This is a genomic window from Sulfitobacter sp. HI0027 (assembly GCF_001634775.1).
Taxonomy (GTDB): Bacteria; Pseudomonadota; Alphaproteobacteria; order Rhodobacterales; family Rhodobacteraceae; genus Sulfitobacter.
Window position 1 is genome coordinate 1 of sequence record NZ_LWER01000186.1, and the last position, 17,376, is coordinate 17,376.

Consider the following 17,376-nt stretch of genomic DNA (forward strand, 5'->3'; position numbering starts at 1 on the left):
AACGGCTTTAGCGGCACCCTGCAGGTGGACGGCTACGCAGGCTATAACCGCTTGCTGAAACGTCCGACGCAGGATGTGACGCTGGCCTATTGCTGGGCCCATGCCCGCCGCAAACTGCATGATGTTACCCAATCCGGAGCGGCACCAATCGCGCAGGAAGGTCTGAACCAAATCCAGGCACTCTACCGCATCGAAAAAGACCTGCGCGGCCTGTCTGCCGACCAACGCAGCGCTGCACGACAGAAACGCTCAAGACCCATCATCGATGCCTTCGAGCTTTTGCTCGCACAACGCCGCGCCCGCGCCTCAAGCCAATCTCCGACTGGAGAAGCCCTGAAATACATCGCCAAATACTGGGACGGGCTGTGCCTGTTCCTCACCGATGGCCGCATCGAACTCGACAACAATCCAGTCGAGCGCACCATCCGTCCCATAGCCCTCAACCGCAAAAATGCGCTCTTCGCCGGACACGATGCCGGGGCGCAAAACTGGGCCGTCATCGCCTCCCTGATCGAGACCTGCAAACTCAATGGGATCGAGCCCCACGGCTATCTGTCAGGTGTCCTGACAGCTATCGCCCAAGGACACAAACAAACCGACATCAACGAACTGCTGCCTTGGAATTACGCCAAACCCGTGTGACCAGCGCACCGCTTACAGCTCATCGAGATCGCGATGAACCACTCGAATGCCCGCAGCGTCAGGATCGAACCGTAAAACGCCCAACTGAGACCAAGCGCCATAAGGAATGCGACCGCGAATATCGCAATGACGGGTTGATAAGTCGTCTCGTCGTCATCCTTTACGTCCTGGCCGAAAAATTCCCTCAGCGCGTCATAGCCACCAATTCTTTCATTGCCGATAAAGGTCTGCGGAGTCGTTTCGACACCGTGTTCTTCCATGAAAGCATCCGTTTCCTCGCGGGTGTTCAGAGGCCGGTCCTCAATCGAATACCCCTCCCGCTCAAGCAGGTCCTTCGATTTTCAGCCCATAGGGACAAACATGCTCCTCCATCACCATTCGGTACAAAACCGCCGTCTTCGGGGTGGATTTTGCCTCTCTCGTCATGACGCGTTCCTTTAAATCCTTTAACCGTTGCAGGTCCAATACCCGGTAAATCCGACAGTCAGAGGCGTCTCTCCCGTCAATTCAAACAGCAGGGTGGCGTCTTCACCGTCCGCGTCACCCGGCGCCAGCGTGAATTGGCCACCATCGGCAGACAGGACGCCACCGGACGTCACTGTGTCTTGCGACGTGAAGTTGACCAGCGATCCGGATATCTTGGCGACGCCGTTCCCCGCCCCGTCCGTGACCAGAATGGGATCGGCGTTCACGGCGCGAATGAAACGGCATTGTCCGTCGGACCCCAGTGCGCGTGTTATTTCTTCGGCTTTGAGCGGTGCAGGACGGATTCCGGCAATCACCGGGGTTGCAATCGCTTCTTGAAGCCCCTCCATTTCAGCCGGACCGTCCGCTTCACCAAGTGGCCATTCAGGACCGGCTTCGCCATTTGCCTCAATGTCATCTATGAGGAAACGCATTTCGGAAATTTCGCGATTTTGCGCCGTCACGATTTCCGAAGCCAGAGCCTTGACCCGTGGATCTGTCAGCTCGGCCCGTTCGCTTGTCATGATCGCGATGGAGTGGTGCGGGATCATCGCGCTCATCCAGCTTTCGTCCTGAATGGTCTCCTGGCTTCTCACGAGCCAGAGCGCGCCGGCAAACATCACGACAGACCCGAGAAAGATCGCGGCGTTGACGCCCTTGTTCTTGTACATGTTCAACATGAAAAGGAGCATCACGGTCGCAATCGTCGCGCCCATGATGAACGTCATGTAAAATCGGGTTTCGCTCCAGTAGACATGTTCGAAGGAGTACGAGTTGATGTACATCAGGCCGAACATGATCGCTGTCGACGTGCCAACCATCGCCAGAAACCGGCCATAGGATGAACCTGAATGGCCCCCCGAATGTGCTGCATCTTCACTTGAACGGGCGTGGGACCCGCCGCTAGATTTCCCGGTCGTATCTTCAGACATTTGATCCCTCCACCTTGGCTTGAATTGCTGAAGAAACAACATTCCAGCGGGGGAGGGCTCCAACAAACTCCAACGCTACGGTGCGAAAATCCGAAGAATGTCGGCCCCAAGCATCATGCGCTACGGCTCTTTGGCCAGATCTTTCAGAATCGGACAATCCGGGCGGTGATCGCCATGGCAGGCGTCAACGAGGTGTGACAGCGTATCGTGCATCGACCTGAGCTGGGCAATCTTTTCGTCAATGGCCGCCAGGTGTTCTTGTGCGACCGCTTTTACTTGTGCGCTTTCCCGTGTCTCATCCTCATAGAGATCAAGCAGCGTGCGGCAGTCTTCTATCGAGAACCCCAAGGTCCGGGCGCGGCCCAGGAATGCGAGCTTGTGGATGTCGCTGTCGCGAAAGGCGCGATATCCGTTATCGCTGCGCAAAGGCCGGACAAGGCCGATGTCTTCGTAGTAGCGGATTGTCTTTGCTGGCAAACCCGCGCGTTCTGATACTTCTCCGATGTTCACACCTGTCTCCTATTCTGCGGGCTGCGTTGCGAATTTCGTCGCCGCGTCGTGGGGCGGATCCTGTTCCGACATCGTCGCCTTGATCCGTCGCAGCCGCAGCGCGTTGGTCAGAACCGACACGGAGGACAGCGCCATGGCCCCGGCGGCAAACACCGGCGACAGGAGCAATCCAAAGGCTGGATAAAGCGCGCCCGCCGCCACAGGGATCAGCGCGACGTTATAGCCAAAGGCCCAGATGAGGTTCTGCCGGATGTTGCGCATGGTCTTGCGCGACACGTCTATTGCATTCACCACGCCGCGCAGATCCCCCGACATCAGCACCACGTCGGCGCTTTCGATTGCGACATCCGTGCCGGTTCCGATGGCGATGCCGACATCGGCATGGGCCAGTGCTGGCGCGTCGTTGATGCCGTCCCCGACAAAGGCGATCTTGCTGTTCCCTTGCCGCAATTCGTCCAGGGCGGCGACTTTTCCATCCGGTAATACCCCTGCAATGACGTGGTCGATCCCGACCTCGCGGGCTATGGCATCTGCCGTGGCCTTCTTGTCTCCGGTGATCATCGCGACCTTGATCCCTCGATCATGCAGAGCTGCGATCACTTCGGCGCTGGAGGATTTGACCGGGTCTGCCACGGCAATCACAGCCGCCAGGGTTCCATCCACCGCAGCATAAAGCGCGGTGCGTCCCTTTTCGGCCAACGCCCTTTCGCGGTCTTCCAGCGGGCTGGTGTCAATGCCCTGCTGCACCATGAAGCGATCCGCACCGACATGAACCTTGCGGCCCTGGACAAGCGCCTCGACACCGTAGCCGGTCACGGACCGGAATTCCGTCGCATCGGGCCAGGACAGGCCTTCGCTCTTTGCGGACTGCACGATGGCCTCTGCCACCGGGTGCTCAGACTGCGCCTCGACAGATGCGATGAGGGCGAGTATCTCTGCCCGGTCAAAGCCGTCGGCCGTGATGAGGTCTGTCAAACTGGGTTGCCCTTGGGTGACCGTCCCGGTCTTGTCGAGCGCAACGAGGCCGACGTCGTCCAGATGTTGCAGCGCATCTCCCTTGCGGAAGAACACCCCCATCTCGGCAGCGCGTCCTGTCCCCACCATGATCGAGGTGGGCGTGGCCAACCCCATGGCGCAGGGGCACGCAATGATCAGAACGGAGACACCCGCCACAAGCGCAAAGGTCAGAGCCGGATCGGGACCGACCAGCAGCCAGACAACCACAGTCGCAAGCGCCAGAACCAGAACGGCAGGCACGAACCACATGGTCACGCGATCCACTAGGCCTTGGATCGGCAGCTTGGCCCCCTGAGCATCTTCGACCATGCGGATAATCTGCGCCAGCGTGGTATCCGCCCCGACCCGCGTCGCCGTTATGGTCAGGCTCCCGGTGCCGTTCACCGTGCCGCCGGTCACCGGTTCGCCAGCAGCCTTTGGCACGGCGAGGGGTTCACCGGTGATCATGCTTTCATCGACGTTGCTTGATCCTTCTGTGACCTCGCCATCGACAGGCAGCCTTTCACCGGGACGCACGAGGATCTGATCGCCGATCCGAAGTTCCTTGATGTCAACCTCGGTCGCCTGCCCCTCGCGCAGGACCCTGGCTGTCTTTGCCTGCAGACCAAGAAGGGCCTGAATGGCTGCACCGGTCTTGCCCTTGGCCCGCGCTTCAAGCCAGCGACCCAACAAGATCAGAACGACAATAACCGCCGCTGCTTCGAAATAGACGGCGCGCACACCGTCAGGCAGCACCTGTGGCAGGAAGGTCGCGACTACGGAATAAGTCCACGCCGCCCCGGTTCCCAGCGCGACAAGGCTGTTCATATCCGGAGCACGCTTGATCAACGCCGGAATGCCCTTCGCAAAGAACCTCCAACCCGGTCCGAACAGAACCACCGTGGCAAGCGCGAATTGGATCAGCCACGACGTTTGAATGCCGATTGTGCTCTCAATCAGGCCCTCAAAGCCGGGTATGGTGTGTTTTCCCATTTCCAGAACGAACACCGGAACGGTCAGGATCGCGGCAAGGATGACACGGCGCGCCAGCGCGTCGGCTTCTTCTGCCTTGCGGTCCGATCGGTCCTCGTGCGCATCGCTCTGCGCAATCTCGGCCGGGTATCCCGCCTCCGTACTGATCCGGGCAATCTCTTCCGGGGTGATGGCATCTGAAAGATACTCTACCACAGCCGTTTCGGTTGCTAGATTGACCGCCGCATTCAATAGGCCGGGTGTCCGTACAAGCGCCTTTTCAACCCTGCCCACACAGGACGCGCAGCTCATGCCGGAAACGGACAGACGTATCGTATTGGGGTCGGTCATGAGAGACTCCTCGGTTGAACTTACCCTGATATAGGGCTTCCAGTTGCTGGAAGCTCAAGAGAGTATCTCATTTATTTTTCTGATATTTGCTTGACCTTCCTCCCGATGGAACGACCAAGTCTGAGGTTGTACCAAAAATGGAGGCCTTCATGATTTTTTCCGTCCCGAAAATGAGCTGTGGACACTGTACATCCGCTATCGAAAGCGGCATCAAGGCAAAGGATCCATCAGCCGTTGTCACGTCCGATCTGGACCTTCGCCTTGTCACTGTCCAAAGCACATTGGAACAGGCCGCTGTGCGGCAAGCCATCGTTGACGCTGGCTACGACGCTTCAGCCGCGTAAGCTTGTCCTTATTCGGCGGCCCGTGCCTGATCGACAAGCTCGATCATCTGGTCCGCCTGGATCAGGCCCGGCGCAAGACTGTCGCCGATCACAAATGAAGGTGTGCCACTGAACCCCAGAGATTGCGCAAGCCGCATGGAAGTCTGTATGTGTTCTTCTATTTCCGGTCCGTTCATGTCGCGACGCAACTGTGCAACATCGAGGCCGATGTCTTCCGCAGTGCGGAGAATCGATGCTTCCTCTGCGCGTTCCTTCAGTTGCATCATGGCCCAATGAAACTCTTCATATTTGCCCTGGTTTCGGGACGCCAGCGCCGCGCGGGCGGCAAAAACCGACCCGTCCCCCAGAATGGGCCATTCCCGGTAAACGACCCTGACGTTGGGATCAGCGGCAAGCAATGCCTCCATTTCAGGTTTAACCCGGCGGCAATAGGGGCAGTTGTAGTCGAAGAATTCGACAACCGTGACATCGCCATCCGGATTGCCCAGAACGGGCGCATTGGGATCATTTTCAAGCGTGGCTTTTTCCGTATCGAGAACCTGCGCTGCGGCTTGCGCCTGCAACGCCTGCTGTTGCTGTTCGAACAACTGCGCGGCCTCGAACACGATGCCCGGATTCTCGCGGATGGCTTCCAGCACCAGTTCCTTGATCCGGTCTTCGTCCATGCCGTCTGCCGTCGCAGCGATGGGAAGCATTAACAGTGCGGTGGTAGCCAAGAATCTTTTCATTATCCGTCTCCTTGTGAGGCAATATCCTGGGCCGTGCGCTCGGCTTGCGTGGCGCGTTCACGCTCCGGCCATGTTGACTTGATGTATGCGAGGATGTCCCAGATTTCCCCGTCGCTCAGTTGGTCGCCGAAACCGGGCATGCCGCTGTTGAAGTCAACGCCTTGCGCCGCGAGAACCTCGGCGCCCCCCAGCTTGGTGTAGGCGAACAGCATGCTGTCCGCGTGGTGCCAAGTGTGGCCGCTTGCATCATGCGGCGGTGCGGGCAGGCTTCCGTCATCACGCGGACTGCGCCAGTTTTCTTCACCTTCCAGATTTGCGCCATGGCACGCGGCGCAATTTTCGGCATAGAGGACTTCGCCCGCGGCCACATCGGCTGAGGAGTTGATGAGGTTTTCCGCCGTATGGTCGGTTCCGCCGGACCGGGTCCACAGGAATATGGTAGCCACCGCAACGGTAACTACGCCCAACGCAAGATAGACGGATCGCGGGGTCATCCAACGACGATCTTGGTCATCATGCCCGAAGCCGCATGCGACAGCATGTGGCAATGTAGCAGCCATTGGCCCGGGTTGTCCGCCACAAAGGCAATCTCGCGCGTCTGACCCCGTTCAAGAAGGGTCGTGTCACGCAGCGGTCCGAGGGTGCCGTTTTCGGCGACCTCGTGGAAGTGAATGCCATGCAGGTGCATCGCGTGCGGAAACGCCGTGTCGTTCACGATCTTCAATCGTACATTCTGGCCGCGGTCCAGCCGCGCAAGGGGATCACCGTTGATCCCGTCCACTTTGCCGTTGAACGACCAGAAATACCCGGCCTCGACGATCTCGCCGATCGGCTTGAGTTCGCCCCCAAGGGAAGCGGACCTCATCCGCCCCATGGCACCGCCTTCCATACTCAGGCTGAGCATCGTGGCTTCACTCAAGTCGACCATCCTGTGGTCGTTCGGCGGCAAGGCCAAAGGCGCGTCTCGACGATTTTTCGAGCCCCACTCAACGACCTCGAATGTAACCTGGCTGAAGGCCTCTTCCCGGCCGAACTGAAGAATATGAGCCGTTTCACCAACATCCGCGACCACATCGACGATCAGGTCGATCCGTTGAGCCGGAGCGAGGATCATCGGCTCCGTCACCTTAATGGGTGCAGCCAGGGGCATGCCGTCCAAAGCAACCGCCCAACCGTCAAGGCCTTCCAGCCCCAGTTGGAAATTGCGCGCATTGGCAGCATTGATCAGCCGCAAGCGCAGTCTTTCGTTCTTGCGTGCACTCAGGCCCAGATTGAAGGTTCCATTGGTCGTCAGCAGGTTGCCGATGCGCCCTGCGTGGCTGAGATCATGAGGCGCTCCGAAGTCGTCTTTGATCTGCGCGGTTTCGGGGTCAATAAGCCAATCATCCAGGATCAGGACTTCCTCGCGATCAATGTCGAGAGGCTCGGCCTCTTCCACGATCAGTGCACCGTAAAGCCCTCTGCCCACCTGCTCAAACGACCTATTATGGGCATGGTACCAATAGGTCCCGGCATCCGGGACAGTAAAGTCATAGTCGAATGTTTCCTCCGGCTGGACCACATCCTGTGTCAGGCCGGAAACGCCATCCATCGCATTGTCGATGCGGATGCCGTGCCAATGCGTCGACGTTCCCTGAGAAAACCGGTTGACCAATCTGCGCTGGACACGCCCCCCCTGCGCCACGCGAATCTCCGGACCGGGTGAGCCGCCGTCAAAGCACCAAAGCGATGTCTTGCCATAGTTGCCGGGCAGCAGCTGCACGTCGCTTTGCTGGGCTGTCAGGGTCGCGAATGGCGTGCCCGCAAATCCAGTGCTGGCCGACAGACCACTGAACGCAGCAGATGTTGCCAGAAATTGGCGGCGATTGAGCGTGATCATTCGTGGGTTCCCAAGATTATGATTTGTTGTCCAGCAGGTAGGTGGCCATCGCATTCAGGTCTGCGTCGCTCAGAAAGCCCGTGCCATAGCGCACGACTTCGGCCATTGATCCACCAAATACGTCGCCAGACGGCGTTATGCCAGATCGCAATGCATAAGCCATATCGTCTGTTGTCCAGCCTTCGGACACAAGATCGCGCGTCCGGATCGAAGGTGCTTTGCCACCTCCCGGCAAGGCGTCGTTGCCGGAAAACCTCTTCGATACTATGCGTGCGCCTGCAAAGTTCCGCGTTGTGTGGCAGGCAGCACAATGTGCCGCCCCGTTGACCAGCAGCTTGCCCCTGTTCCAAGCATCGCTTCGGTCCGCCTCTGGTGCGGTGTCAGGCTTTGTCAGAAAAGCCGCCCGCCAAAGTTTCATCCCCCATCGCTGATCGAACGGAAAAGGCACCTCATGGGACGGGGTCGGCACATTCACGGCTGGCACGGTCTGGAACGCGGCCCACAGATCGGCAATGTCCTGATCCGTGTAGTTTGCATAAAACGGGTAGGTGAAGGTGGGATAATAGGGGTCTCCGTCCGGGGAAATTCCCTGCCTTACCGCTTTTGCAAACTCTTCTACTGTCCAGCCGCCAATCCCGAATTCGACATCGGTGGTCAGATTTGGCGGATAGAATGTCCCGAAATCGGTCCGGAGCGGCGCTCCTCCTGCCAATGGCGCCCCGCCAGCTTCAAAGTTGGTGTGGCACGCAATGCATCCACTGGCGCGCGCCAGATACGACCCCCGCTGGGCATCGCCTTGCAGGGTCAGGTCCGAGACTGGCGCACCGATCGGCCAGGCTATCGTTGCCGCGACAACGCCGATGCCGCCGACGACCCCCGCACCGATGATCCAACGCCACCACCGCATCTGATCACTTGTCCTCTTTGCGGAACTTCTGGTGGCAGGCCGAACAGGTCTGGGCGACCATCGCGAACGCACGGTCGGTCGGCATGTCCGCAAACATCTCGGTCGTCATGGGAAGGTCCGATCCCATCATGCCCCCTCCCATTGCAGGCGCGGACCCGCCACCCATCATCCCGTCAGTGGCGCCGCCCATCATTGATTCGCTACCGTTGCCCTGTGCTGCGGCCAACCCATTGCCTGCGCTCAACTTCAATCCTTCGGCGGCTGTTCTCAACTCTTGCGCAAGGGCCGCGAACTCTTCGCTGTTTTCCCAGACCGACGGCAACGCCTTGGACACTCCGCCACCCGAGCCTTCAGGAAACAGTCGCGTCATTTGCTCACCGGCATGGCCGATCATCGCGCCAGCTTCCCTGCGGACGACATCGGCGTCATAAGGTACCTGACCCCGCATCATGGGTGATAGCGTCTTGAGTGTTTTGGCCATCGCGGACATGCCCTGCATCCGCTCCAGCACCACGCCGGTTGCTCCGGAATGCGCCAAGGCAGCAACGCCGGTCGTCCCGATCGCAATGGCAGTAATCCATATCTTCATGTTCAAGTTGGTCATTCCTGTCAATTGATCCCGTTGGCGCGCTGAAGTTCCCGCACATATGCAACAACCATCTTCACATCGCCGGGCGTGACGCCTTCAACTGGCGGCATATTGCCAAACTTCCAATGGTGCGCTCTGACACCTTGTTTCGCGGCAAGCAAAAAAGCGGCGTCACCGTGATGGCTCGGTTCATAGATCTTGTGGACAAGCGGCGGTGCCACGCCATTCTGTCCGGCAGCATTCGCACCGTGACAAGCGGCGCAAGCGCCATCGAAAACACGCTTTCCCAATTGGGCATTTGCTGAGAATTCAGCAGGCACAACCACGTCTGCAATCGGCGCGCCCTCTTCCGTCTGCGAAAGATCAGGCGTTGTCATTGTGTGGCCGGGCATCGAAGACGATGGCTGCAATTGCTGCCAGATCACAACCGCGCCACCGACGACAAAAAACGCCGCAATCAGGATGCCGGACTTCGACATCAGATTAATCGTACCTGCGTGCCGACCGGTGTCCTTTCGAACACCTCGATGATTTGCTCGTTGTAGAGACCGATACACCCGCTTGAAGAGCGTCTTCCGATCTTGCGCGTATCATGGGTGCCGTGAATCCTGTAGTACGTCCAACTCAGGTGCAGGGCACGGACGCCCAACGGGTTATCCGGCCCGGGCGGCATATAGGCTGGCAAAGACGGGTCACGTTCGCGCATGGAGGGTGTAGGGGTCCAGTCAGGTTCGGGGTCCTTGAACGTGACTGTCGTGTAGCCGCGCTTTGTCAGCTCGTCAGACAAGGGAACCGATGTCGGATAAATGCGCATTTCGCCATCGGCCGTCCAGTGTTGCATCACGCGGGTAACGGTGTCTGCGATGATGATACCCTTGTCCAAAGCGTCAAAGTGGTCTTGCCAAGCGTGTGTACGAAACGATGAGATATTCCTTCGGACACTGGTTTGATCCACCTGCGCACGCAGGATGGACGGGGCCGCGAAAGCTGCCGATGCGGCACCTGCCGTGAATGCTCGACGCGTTACACGTGTTTGCTTGCGGGTCATCATATGGCCTCATGTTGTTGTCTGCCTATCCACTAGACTACCCGCCTGGTCGCATTTCATGAACAGTCCGGGGCCTGATATTATGTAACGATATGTATCCCGGCCAACGGACACGTCTTCGCGCTGCTGCCTCAAACCTCGATGGGTTTCAGGACAACACGCGTGTCGAGCGGGACCTTCTCATAGAGTTCGATGATCTGATTATTGGTAAGCCTTGCACAGCCGTTTGAGACACGTCGACCAATCGTCTTCGGATCCGTTGTGCCGTGAATTCTCAGGTAGGTGTCCCCACGCCCTGGCTGGTAAAGATACAAGGCGCGGGCACCGAGTGGATTGTTCAGCCCACCGGGCACACCGCCCGCAAAACGAAGATATCGGTCAGGATCTCTGGCTATCATGGCGGGTGTGGGCGTCCACCGCGGCCACTTTTGCTTGCGCGCGACATAGAACTCGCCGGATTCATAGAGCCCCTCCCGGCCAATTCCGACGGTATACCTGATTGCCCGATTGTTCGGCAAAGTCCAAAATAAAGCGAACTGGTTCGGATCGACATGTATTTCTCCCGGTTTGTCTGCCTCGGTGAACGGAACCTGGCGCGGCAACTGCTCCGGGGGCACCACAGATGGCCCGACGCGCCGGTCGTGCTCTGCGTCACTATGCGCGAATGCTGTTTTTCCACTCACCGAAAGAGCTGCAACAGAAGTCAGGAAATATCTTCGTTTCATATACTTGCCTCACTAAACTAGTCGGGTTTGAGGTGACGAACAACCCGCGCCATATGTGGCGAGCCTTCCTCTTTCGGGGCTGACTCGGCGCTTTGTTTGACGGGCAGCGTGATTTCAGCGCGCAGACCCCCATCAGTGCGGTTTTTCAGTTCGATAGAACCACCGTGCTCAAGGATGATGCTGCGCGCAATCGACAGCCCCAGGCCATGACCGCCGGTATCCTGTGATCGCGACGTCTCGAGCCTGACATAGGGTCCGAAAACAGCCTCCAGCTGATTGTCGGGAATACCGGGCCCCTGATCGTCGATGGCGACCACTACCTCACTGCCCATGCGTTGCCACGAAACCCTGGCCTCACTCCCGTAGCGGATCGCGTTCTCAATCAGGTTTCTCAACGCGCGCCCCATCGCGCTTGGTTTCACGGATACGATGAGTGGACCTTGGCTGGTCACCTGAACCTTGTCCAAGCCCATACCAGTGATCAGATCGTGCAAATCAACCGATTGGACCTCTTCATGCTGTCCGACGCCCTTCGCGAAATCGAGGGTCGCATCGACCATCCGTTGCATCTCTTCACTTGACGCCACCAAGGACGTGCGCGTGTCTTCGTCGTCCACCATTTCGGCCCGCACCCTAAGCGCCGTCAAAGGCGAGCGCAGATCATGCGCAAGCGCTGCAAGCATCTGGGTCCGGTCACTGACAAATCGCGTCAGGCGATCCTGCATGATGTTGAATGATCGGGTCAGATCCCGAACTTCCTTCGGCCCTACGACCGGCAGATCGCCCTTGGCGGCGCCGCGACCCAGACGTTCGGACGCAGTCGCGAGATCGTTGAGTGGTCCGGTCAGTCGGGACAGGAGAAACCAGAAACTTGCAACCAGCAGAAGTCCCGCAGTCAGTGCAAAGGATATGTTGGACGCCAGCGACCTTTGCAGAGGCGGCCGTTCGAACCGCGTCTCGATGTTGAGCCAATTCCCACCGGACAGCGCAATGGACAGCTCCATCTCGATGGCCGCAAGGCTGCCCTGCATCATTTCGGCGTGCATTTGCGCCATTTCCGGTGACAGGTTCGGAAGGGGCAGCAGACCTCCCTCGATTTCATGAACCTCAACCCGGATATCCCGGCTGTAGCTTTCCTGAAGCAGTGCCCGTATCCGCGCTTCGACCGCTCCACCGTCATCGTGTTGTCCGTGTGCAACCGACGGCTCGTCTGTAAGGTCGAACCGTACGAGCGGAGACGTTGCCGCGCGGACGATCTGGGCATGCAATTCCGGGGGTGCGCCTTCAATCAACTGTGCGACATTTGCGGCCCTTCCGGCGGCTTCGGCACCGATGGCGGCCTGAATGGCTAACGAGCGTTCATCAACGAAAAACCAAAGACTCAGAGCTTGCGCGAGGATCAAGACACCGAGGACCAGAAGGGCAATCTGTGCACGCAACGTCCGCGGAAGCAGCTTCATTCGCAAATCTCGACATCGCAGGAAAGACTATACCCCCCATGCCGGACAGTCGCGATGATCTTCGGGCGCAAAACGTCCTCTTCCATCTTCCGGCGCAACCGGCTCACCTGATTGTCGATGGTTCGGTCCAATGGACCGGCGACCCGGCCGGTGCTCAATTTGAGCAGCTCGTCGCGGCCAATGACCGTCCTTGGCCTTTGCAGGAACAGGGTCAGGAGTTTGAGTTCACCGGATGTAAGTTGCGTACGCGAACCGCCTTGGTCAATCAGTGTGCGGCCATCGAAATCCAGCTTTAGGTGTGCAAACTTCAACGTTTTCCCCGCAAAACCATTCGGTTTTGGGATCAGCTGCGTCCGACGCAATATCGCGTTGATCCGCGCCACCAGTTCCTTGGGATTAAACGGCTTGGCGAGATAATCGTCTGCCCCGCCATCCAGACCCGCGATGCGGTCTTCGTCGTCACCCAATGCGGTCAGCATCAGGATCGGAATATGCCCTTCCTTGCGCAATCGCCTGCACGCGGACAGCCCGTCTTCCCCCGGCATCATCACATCGAGGACAATCAGATCGAAATGCGCTTCCGCCAGCCTTGCGTCCATCTCAACTGCATTTTCCGCCGCTGAAGCACGCATGCCGTTGCGTTCCAGATAACTGGTGACGGATTTCCGAATCTCTGAATGGTCATCGACGACAAGGATGCGTGGCAGATCGCTCATGCCGCCAACATAGTCATTTTCACCAAGGGACGCCCATCCCGTGTTTGTAGCCAAATGTAACAGCGCGGCCAGTCGACTTCGGGATACCGAGCAACTATTTAAGGAAGAACATCGAGGAGTTTTAAGTGAACCGACGTGAATTTGGCCTTACGGCACTCAGCCTGGCCTTGGCCGGGCCTGCTTTGTCGCAAACCGCCGCACCCACGTTGCAGGTGACAAAGACACCGACCTGCGGCTGCTGCGGCGCTTGGGTAAATGAGATGATCGCTGCCGGTTTCAAGGCATCGGTCGAGGACGTGGATTACGACACGCTTCAGGTTCTGAAGCAGAAACACGGCATCGCGCCGGAACTGGCAGGATGTCACACTACGTCCGTGGGCGGATATTTCGTCGAGGGTCACGTGCCTGCGGCTGACATCGGGCGGTTGCTGAGCGAAAAACCTGTCGCGCGCGGACTGACAGCACCGGGAATGCCCATGGGTTCGCCCGGCATGGGCCCCCAAGGTGATCCCTATGATGTGCTGCTTGTACTGATGGATGGGTCGACGCAAGTCTTCGCAACCCACGGCTGACGTGTTTGCCCGCGATACGTTCCGACAAAGTTTTTCGCCGACCTTACCATTCGGCAGATTTTGTTGGAACGTATCCGTTCTGAGCTTGGCAAGCATATTGCCGTTCCTGCTTGTCTACATCCTCGCAACGCCTGGTTTTGCGACGCTGCTGCTGACGAATGGGACCGCGCTCTCGCGCTTCCTCCGGCAGGTCTTTACCAATGGGTTTGTGGTCGTTTTCCTCGTGAATTACTTGGGGTTCGTTTCCGCATCGGTCGCGCTGAAGCAGTACCAGCATCGGCCGATTGTTTACCTGGTTTTAGATGGCCTGCTGCGGAGTGTCGCATTCATTGGGGTTCACATTGCCGTCTATGTGATGTCGGCCGATCTGTTCGGCTCGTTCAACGGCAGCCGTGCAACAGCTTTGAGCGTGGTCGGACCAACGCTCGAGCGGTCGTTCATGTTTGGGAACATCTCGGGCGTATATCTCTATGCCCTGGCGCCCGGCACCTTCATCGCGCTTCTGGTGGTTCTGACAGAACCTTCTGGCGAGGCATCGAAGCCTACCATGTTCAGGACAATGAGCATGGCCTTGCTGTTCAGCCTGACCCCGATCCCCCTCGTCACATTCCTGTCCTATGCGTTGGATCTGGCAACCTGACGGGCCAACTTGGTCAACGACCCGCAGGCTGTCATCTGATCAAATTGTATCCGAATGTACCCTTGACCTTGCCTCACTGGAATGTCGCAGAAGAACACGAGCATATTCTGGAGAGCTACATGTCTGACAATCAAAGTCAAAAATCCACCGGTTCATCGAAACTGATGCAGTATGGTATGATGGCCTGTTGTGCCGTTATGTTGTTTCCAGTCGCCGCATTCTTTATTGCAGGCGGCACGATCGCGGGTCTGTGGGGCAACGTCGGCCTTTTTGCGCCGCTCGCACTTTGTCTTGGTGCGCATGTCGTCATGCACAGGATGATGGGAAAGTCGTGTCACGGGTCAAGAGTTGAACAGGCGAACGAGGCGACTGTGGATGCAGAATTTGAAGATGGCCAAGCTCCCGAACGAGAACTGGTACGCGCCCGCTAGAACGCGGCTGACAATCGGAATTCCGATTGCAGGTATTCTGGCCCTCGGCGGTTGTGCCCAGTCGGCCTCGGGCAAGCTTTGCCCACTTGAGCCCCCTTCCGTGACACGGGATGCGGCACACGACGTCATGCTTCCCGTAGGATGTCGCTTGGTCGGTCAGTCTGAAGGTACTACCCACGAAATAGTCTGTGACGACGGCCGGACCGGATGGGCTTTCGATTAAGCGCCAAACCTTGATCCTGCCTCACATTCACCTGCACAGCGACGGTCGCCCACGCCACTACGGGCGCAACCGTTCCAACGCGCTTTGCACGGCTTGACGGCGCGGGTCATCTCCCGGCACCTCCGACAACAGGATTTCAGCGTGTTCAAACGCCGCGATTGCCGGCGCGGTATCACCCAGAACCGAATAGGCATTGCCAAGCCGCATCCATCCATCAAGATCGTCAGGCTCATCTTCCAGCCGCGTGGCCAGCCGTTCGACCATCGAGCGGATGAAATCCTGTCGTTCCTCCACACTCATGTCCTGCGCGTTTTCGATGTCTTCCTGTGTCGGGCCGGACGCACTGGTCTTCGGGGCATAGTCGGCCAGCGAGATCGGAGCCTTGCCGCTCTTCGCGCCAATCCGGTTGGCTTCGCCAACAAAGCTTTCCATCCACGGGAAAAACCTATCCGCATCGTACAGCCGGGCCACCAGCGTTTCGTGAGCCCGAGCCTCATCGCCCTTCTGCTCGAGCGAGACTGCCTTGAAAAAGGCAGCACCGGGATTGGAAGGATCCAGTTCGTACGCCCGATCAATCGCGGTGTCCGCTTCAGGTGTCACCACACCTTGCTCTGCGTAGATCAGAACCTCGGCCAACATGGAGAAGACGGCGGAATCGGCCTCCGGTCGTTGTGCGACAACTCTATATGCATCGGCTGCATCCGCATACCGGCCCATTTTCGAATAGGTTTGCCCCAGCAGCATCCAGCCTTCCGAAGGCCCGCCTTCGGGGTCTGAACTGAGCCGGACGTACAGACGATCTGTCAATTCGGCGATTTCCGCCGCTTCCTGCCGTTCAGTGGCACGTTCGGCAAAGGCGACACCTGGGATCTCTGGCGAGCCCATTGCGGAGTAATATCCAAAAGCGAAGACCGGCACGAACACTGCGCTCAGAACGACCATCAAGCGGCCCCCTGCCGCCGGTTTCCCATCTGACAGAACGGACCGGCGCGACTGCACGAGGATCCGTCTCTTGATCTCCTGCTCCGCCGCCGTGGCCTCGGTGTCGGAAATGACACCGCGCTCAAGATCCCGCCGAACCTCATCCAACTGATCCATGAGGACCGCATCCGTGGCGTCAGCCGGGACGGGTGTCCGCGACGACCGATGGCGCAGCGGCAGGCCCATGAAAAGCAGACCTACAACGGATAACAGGGCGAAAACCAACCAGATCATGAACCGTCCTTTGAAGCGTTCTCTTCAATGAAACGCGCAATTTCCGCTTTTTCGTCATCGGAAAATCCCGTTGCGGCAGCCCTGCGCCGGCTTCTCGAAATGACGGTCCAGCCGACAAGCAGCGAAACAAGCGCAAACACGAAGGGCGCCATCCAGAGCGCGAGAGTGGCGCGATTCAGGGGCGGGCGCATCAGGACATAATCGCCATACCGGGCGTGGATGTACGCGATGACCTCCTTGTCGCTGTCACCGGCAACAAGCCTTTCGCGCACCAGTATGCGCAGGTCCCGCGCAACCCCGGCGTTGGAGCTGTCGATGTCCTGATTCTGGCAGACAACGCAGCGCAGTTCCCGTGATATTTCACGGGCGCGTTGCTCCAGTACAGGATCCTGCAACATCTCGTCTGGCTCGACCGCCAAGGCCGTCACCGGAAGCAGCAGGAGGAAAGCAAATGCGATATACCTCATCCGTTCTGGCCCCTTGCTAACGCGCCAGCCTGGATCAATGCTTCCCTGAATGTGGAAATCGCCGTTTCGCCCACGACGGGGCCGACATATCTGAACAACACCGTCCCGTCAGAGCCGACAATGAATGTTTCAGGTACGCCCGAAAGGCCCCATTCAATCCCCACTCTGCCGCTCAGATCAGACCCGATCCTTTCGTAGGGATTGCCAAGCTCAGCAAGCCATTTAGTCGCATCCTCCGGCTTGTCCTTGTAATTGATCCCGAACAACGTCAGCCCGTCCTTTTCGACCATCTGGGTCAGAACCCCGTGTTCGGCCCGGCAGGGCACGCACCACGAGGCAAACACGTTCACGATGACCGGTCGCGGGTTCCCGACCAGATCGGCGCGGGAAAGCCCTGGCGTCTCCAACCCGTCGACAGCGGCCAGATCGAATTCGGGTGCCGGCTGCGAGATCAGAACCGAAGGAATGTTGTTCGGGTCCCGGTCCGGGTTCAAGCCCCACAGAAAAAACCCCCCGAAAATGGCCGCGATTGCCAGCGGAATGAATGCCAGTATACGTCCCATG

At 58.5% G+C, this 17,376-nt stretch carries 21 protein-coding genes and 1 pseudogene; 5 read left to right on the plus strand and 17 right to left on the minus strand.

Translation table 11 applies throughout. From position 1 onward, the window contains the following. Positions 1-642, plus strand: a 642-nt coding sequence (gene tnpC / locus A3722_RS11970; protein ID WP_150120473.1) for an IS66 family transposase, incomplete at its 5' end; no start/stop codon positions are given. 20 nt (positions 643-662) lie between these two features. Here tnpC and A3722_RS11975 read toward each other — a convergent pair. From A3722_RS11975 to A3722_RS11990, 4 genes and pseudogenes are all read right to left on the minus strand, one after another. Then, positions 663-1,020, minus strand: a pseudogene (locus tag A3722_RS11975) (glutaredoxin domain-containing protein); the annotation flags it as partial. A 68-nt stretch (positions 1,021-1,088) separates the two neighbouring features. Next, on the minus strand, positions 1,089-2,039 hold the full coding sequence (locus A3722_RS11980; protein WP_009824490.1) for a DUF305 domain-containing protein: 951 nt from the start codon (positions 2,037-2,039) through the stop codon (positions 1,089-1,091). 120 nt (positions 2,040-2,159) lie between these two features. Next, the gene (cueR, locus tag A3722_RS11985; RefSeq protein WP_009824489.1) at positions 2,160-2,549 is read right to left on the minus strand and encodes a Cu(I)-responsive transcriptional regulator; all 390 of its coding nucleotides are present in this window, start codon (positions 2,547-2,549) and stop codon (positions 2,160-2,162) included. Positions 2,550-2,558: 9 nt separating this feature from the next. Then, a complete protein-coding gene (locus A3722_RS11990; RefSeq protein WP_067628413.1) occupies positions 2,559-4,868 on the minus strand; it encodes a heavy metal translocating P-type ATPase in 2,310 nt (769 codons plus the stop codon). Positions 4,869-5,017: 149 nt separating this feature from the next. On the opposite strand from A3722_RS11990, the gene A3722_RS11995 reads away from it, so the two are divergent. After that, on the plus strand, positions 5,018-5,212 hold the full coding sequence (locus A3722_RS11995; RefSeq protein ID WP_037953528.1) for a heavy-metal-associated domain-containing protein: 195 nt from the start codon (positions 5,018-5,020) through the stop codon (positions 5,210-5,212). An 8-nt stretch (positions 5,213-5,220) separates the two neighbouring features. Here A3722_RS11995 and A3722_RS12000 read toward each other — a convergent pair whose 3' ends face one another. The 10 genes from A3722_RS12000 to A3722_RS12045 form a co-directional block, all read right to left on the minus strand. Then, positions 5,221-5,940 carry a DsbA family protein gene (locus tag A3722_RS12000; RefSeq protein ID WP_005619167.1) on the minus strand — a complete coding sequence of 240 codons (720 nt, stop codon included), beginning with the start codon at positions 5,938-5,940 and terminating at the stop codon, positions 5,221-5,223. After that, positions 5,940-6,434, minus strand: coding sequence for a c-type cytochrome (locus tag A3722_RS12005; RefSeq protein ID WP_005619169.1), 495 nt, complete (start codon positions 6,432-6,434; stop codon positions 5,940-5,942). The genes A3722_RS12000 and A3722_RS12005 overlap by 1 nt, the downstream gene beginning before the upstream one ends. After that, positions 6,431-7,819: a multicopper oxidase family protein gene (locus tag A3722_RS12010; protein WP_050686572.1), complete on the minus strand. Its 1,389-nt coding sequence runs from the start codon at positions 7,817-7,819 to the stop codon at positions 6,431-6,433. Before A3722_RS12010 ends, A3722_RS12005 begins: the two co-directional genes overlap by 4 nt. A gap of 16 nt (positions 7,820-7,835) precedes the next feature. Further along, positions 7,836-8,726, minus strand: a complete 891-nt coding sequence (locus A3722_RS12015) for a c-type cytochrome (RefSeq protein WP_009824485.1) — start codon at positions 8,724-8,726, stop codon at positions 7,836-7,838. 4 nt (positions 8,727-8,730) lie between these two features. Further along, entirely contained in the window at positions 8,731-9,330 is a 600-nt protein-coding gene (locus tag A3722_RS12020) for a c-type cytochrome (protein ID WP_009824484.1), read from the minus strand. Between the two features lie 5 nt (positions 9,331-9,335). Beyond that, a complete protein-coding gene (locus A3722_RS12025) occupies positions 9,336-9,692 on the minus strand; it encodes a c-type cytochrome (RefSeq protein ID WP_441351078.1) in 357 nt (118 codons plus the stop codon). 101 nt (positions 9,693-9,793) lie between these two features. After that, positions 9,794-10,366 (minus strand): L,D-transpeptidase, encoded by a 573-nt coding sequence (locus tag A3722_RS12030; protein ID WP_043847205.1) that lies wholly within the window; start codon positions 10,364-10,366, stop codon positions 9,794-9,796. A 128-nt stretch (positions 10,367-10,494) separates the two neighbouring features. Continuing rightward, positions 10,495-11,088 (minus strand): L,D-transpeptidase, encoded by a 594-nt coding sequence (locus A3722_RS12035; RefSeq protein WP_005619183.1) that lies wholly within the window; start codon positions 11,086-11,088, stop codon positions 10,495-10,497. A gap of 17 nt (positions 11,089-11,105) precedes the next feature. Beyond that, positions 11,106-12,548, minus strand: coding sequence for an ATP-binding protein (locus tag A3722_RS12040; RefSeq protein WP_050672446.1), 1,443 nt, complete (start codon positions 12,546-12,548; stop codon positions 11,106-11,108). Next, entirely contained in the window at positions 12,545-13,264 is a 720-nt protein-coding gene (locus A3722_RS12045) for a response regulator (RefSeq protein ID WP_050672447.1), read from the minus strand. Before A3722_RS12045 ends, A3722_RS12040 begins: the two co-directional genes overlap by 4 nt. A 125-nt stretch (positions 13,265-13,389) precedes the next feature. Here A3722_RS12045 and A3722_RS12050 point away from each other — a divergent pair, with 125 nt between their 5' ends. The 3 genes from A3722_RS12050 (at position 13,390) to A3722_RS12060 (ending at position 14,907) form a co-directional block, all read left to right on the plus strand. Further along, complete coding sequence (locus A3722_RS12050; RefSeq protein WP_043847208.1) at positions 13,390-13,836, plus strand: DUF411 domain-containing protein; 447 nt, start codon at positions 13,390-13,392, stop codon at positions 13,834-13,836. Positions 13,837-13,933: 97 nt separating this feature from the next. Then, positions 13,934-14,476: a hypothetical protein gene (locus A3722_RS12055; RefSeq protein WP_050672448.1), complete on the plus strand. Its 543-nt coding sequence runs from the start codon at positions 13,934-13,936 to the stop codon at positions 14,474-14,476. A 119-nt stretch (positions 14,477-14,595) separates the two neighbouring features. Next, on the plus strand, positions 14,596-14,907 hold the full coding sequence (locus tag A3722_RS12060; protein ID WP_037953520.1) for a DUF2933 domain-containing protein: 312 nt from the start codon (positions 14,596-14,598) through the stop codon (positions 14,905-14,907). 280 nt (positions 14,908-15,187) lie between these two features. Here A3722_RS12060 and ccmI read toward each other — a convergent pair whose 3' ends face one another. From ccmI to A3722_RS12075, 3 genes are read right to left on the minus strand one after another with little or no spacing between them, the layout of a single operon-like run. Continuing rightward, positions 15,188-16,345 (minus strand): c-type cytochrome biogenesis protein CcmI, encoded by a 1,158-nt coding sequence (gene ccmI, locus A3722_RS12065; protein WP_067627152.1) that lies wholly within the window; start codon positions 16,343-16,345, stop codon positions 15,188-15,190. Then, positions 16,342-16,812 carry a cytochrome c-type biogenesis protein gene (locus A3722_RS12070; protein ID WP_009824475.1) on the minus strand — a complete coding sequence of 157 codons (471 nt, stop codon included), beginning with the start codon at positions 16,810-16,812 and terminating at the stop codon, positions 16,342-16,344. Before A3722_RS12070 ends, ccmI begins: the two co-directional genes overlap by 4 nt. Then, entirely contained in the window at positions 16,809-17,375 is a 567-nt protein-coding gene (locus A3722_RS12075) for a DsbE family thiol:disulfide interchange protein (RefSeq protein WP_009824474.1), read from the minus strand. The genes A3722_RS12070 and A3722_RS12075 overlap by 4 nt, the downstream gene beginning before the upstream one ends. Between the last annotated feature and the right edge of the window lies 1 nt (position 17,376).

What these genes read in the sequence shown, in the direction of transcription:
- A3722_RS12070 (WP_009824475.1), bottom strand. Translation starts at nt 16,812, where the DNA reads ATGAGGTATATCGCATTTGCTTTCCTCCTGCTGCTTCCGGTGACGGCC.
- A3722_RS12010 (WP_050686572.1), bottom strand. Translation starts at nt 7,819, where the DNA reads ATGATCACGCTCAATCGCCGCCAATTTCTGGCAACATCTGCTGCGTTC.
- A3722_RS12035 (WP_005619183.1), bottom strand. Translation starts at nt 11,088, where the DNA reads ATGAAACGAAGATATTTCCTGACTTCTGTTGCAGCTCTTTCGGTGAGT.
- A3722_RS12000 (WP_005619167.1), bottom strand. Translation starts at nt 5,940, where the DNA reads ATGAAAAGATTCTTGGCTACCACCGCACTGTTAATGCTTCCCATCGCT.
- A3722_RS12060 (WP_037953520.1), top strand. Translation starts at nt 14,596, where the DNA reads ATGTCTGACAATCAAAGTCAAAAATCCACCGGTTCATCGAAACTGATG.
- A3722_RS12045 (WP_050672447.1), bottom strand. Translation starts at nt 13,264, where the DNA reads ATGAGCGATCTGCCACGCATCCTTGTCGTCGATGACCATTCAGAGATT.
- A3722_RS12020 (WP_009824484.1), bottom strand. Translation starts at nt 9,330, where the DNA reads ATGACCAACTTGAACATGAAGATATGGATTACTGCCATTGCGATCGGG.
- A3722_RS12005 (WP_005619169.1), bottom strand. Translation starts at nt 6,434, where the DNA reads ATGACCCCGCGATCCGTCTATCTTGCGTTGGGCGTAGTTACCGTTGCG.
- A3722_RS12025 (WP_441351078.1), bottom strand. Translation starts at nt 9,692, where the DNA reads ATGACAACGCCTGATCTTTCGCAGACGGAAGAGGGCGCGCCGATTGCA.
- ccmI (WP_067627152.1), bottom strand. Translation starts at nt 16,345, where the DNA reads ATGATCTGGTTGGTTTTCGCCCTGTTATCCGTTGTAGGTCTGCTTTTC.
- A3722_RS11990 (WP_067628413.1), bottom strand. Translation starts at nt 4,868, where the DNA reads ATGACCGACCCCAATACGATACGTCTGTCCGTTTCCGGCATGAGCTGC.
- A3722_RS12015 (WP_009824485.1), bottom strand. Translation starts at nt 8,726, where the DNA reads ATGCGGTGGTGGCGTTGGATCATCGGTGCGGGGGTCGTCGGCGGCATC.
- A3722_RS11980 (WP_009824490.1), bottom strand. Translation starts at nt 2,039, where the DNA reads ATGTCTGAAGATACGACCGGGAAATCTAGCGGCGGGTCCCACGCCCGT.
- A3722_RS12075 (WP_009824474.1), bottom strand. Translation starts at nt 17,375, where the DNA reads ATGGGACGTATACTGGCATTCATTCCGCTGGCAATCGCGGCCATTTTC.
- A3722_RS12030 (WP_043847205.1), bottom strand. Translation starts at nt 10,366, where the DNA reads ATGATGACCCGCAAGCAAACACGTGTAACGCGTCGAGCATTCACGGCA.
- A3722_RS12040 (WP_050672446.1), bottom strand. Translation starts at nt 12,548, where the DNA reads ATGAAGCTGCTTCCGCGGACGTTGCGTGCACAGATTGCCCTTCTGGTC.
- A3722_RS11995 (WP_037953528.1), top strand. Translation starts at nt 5,018, where the DNA reads ATGATTTTTTCCGTCCCGAAAATGAGCTGTGGACACTGTACATCCGCT.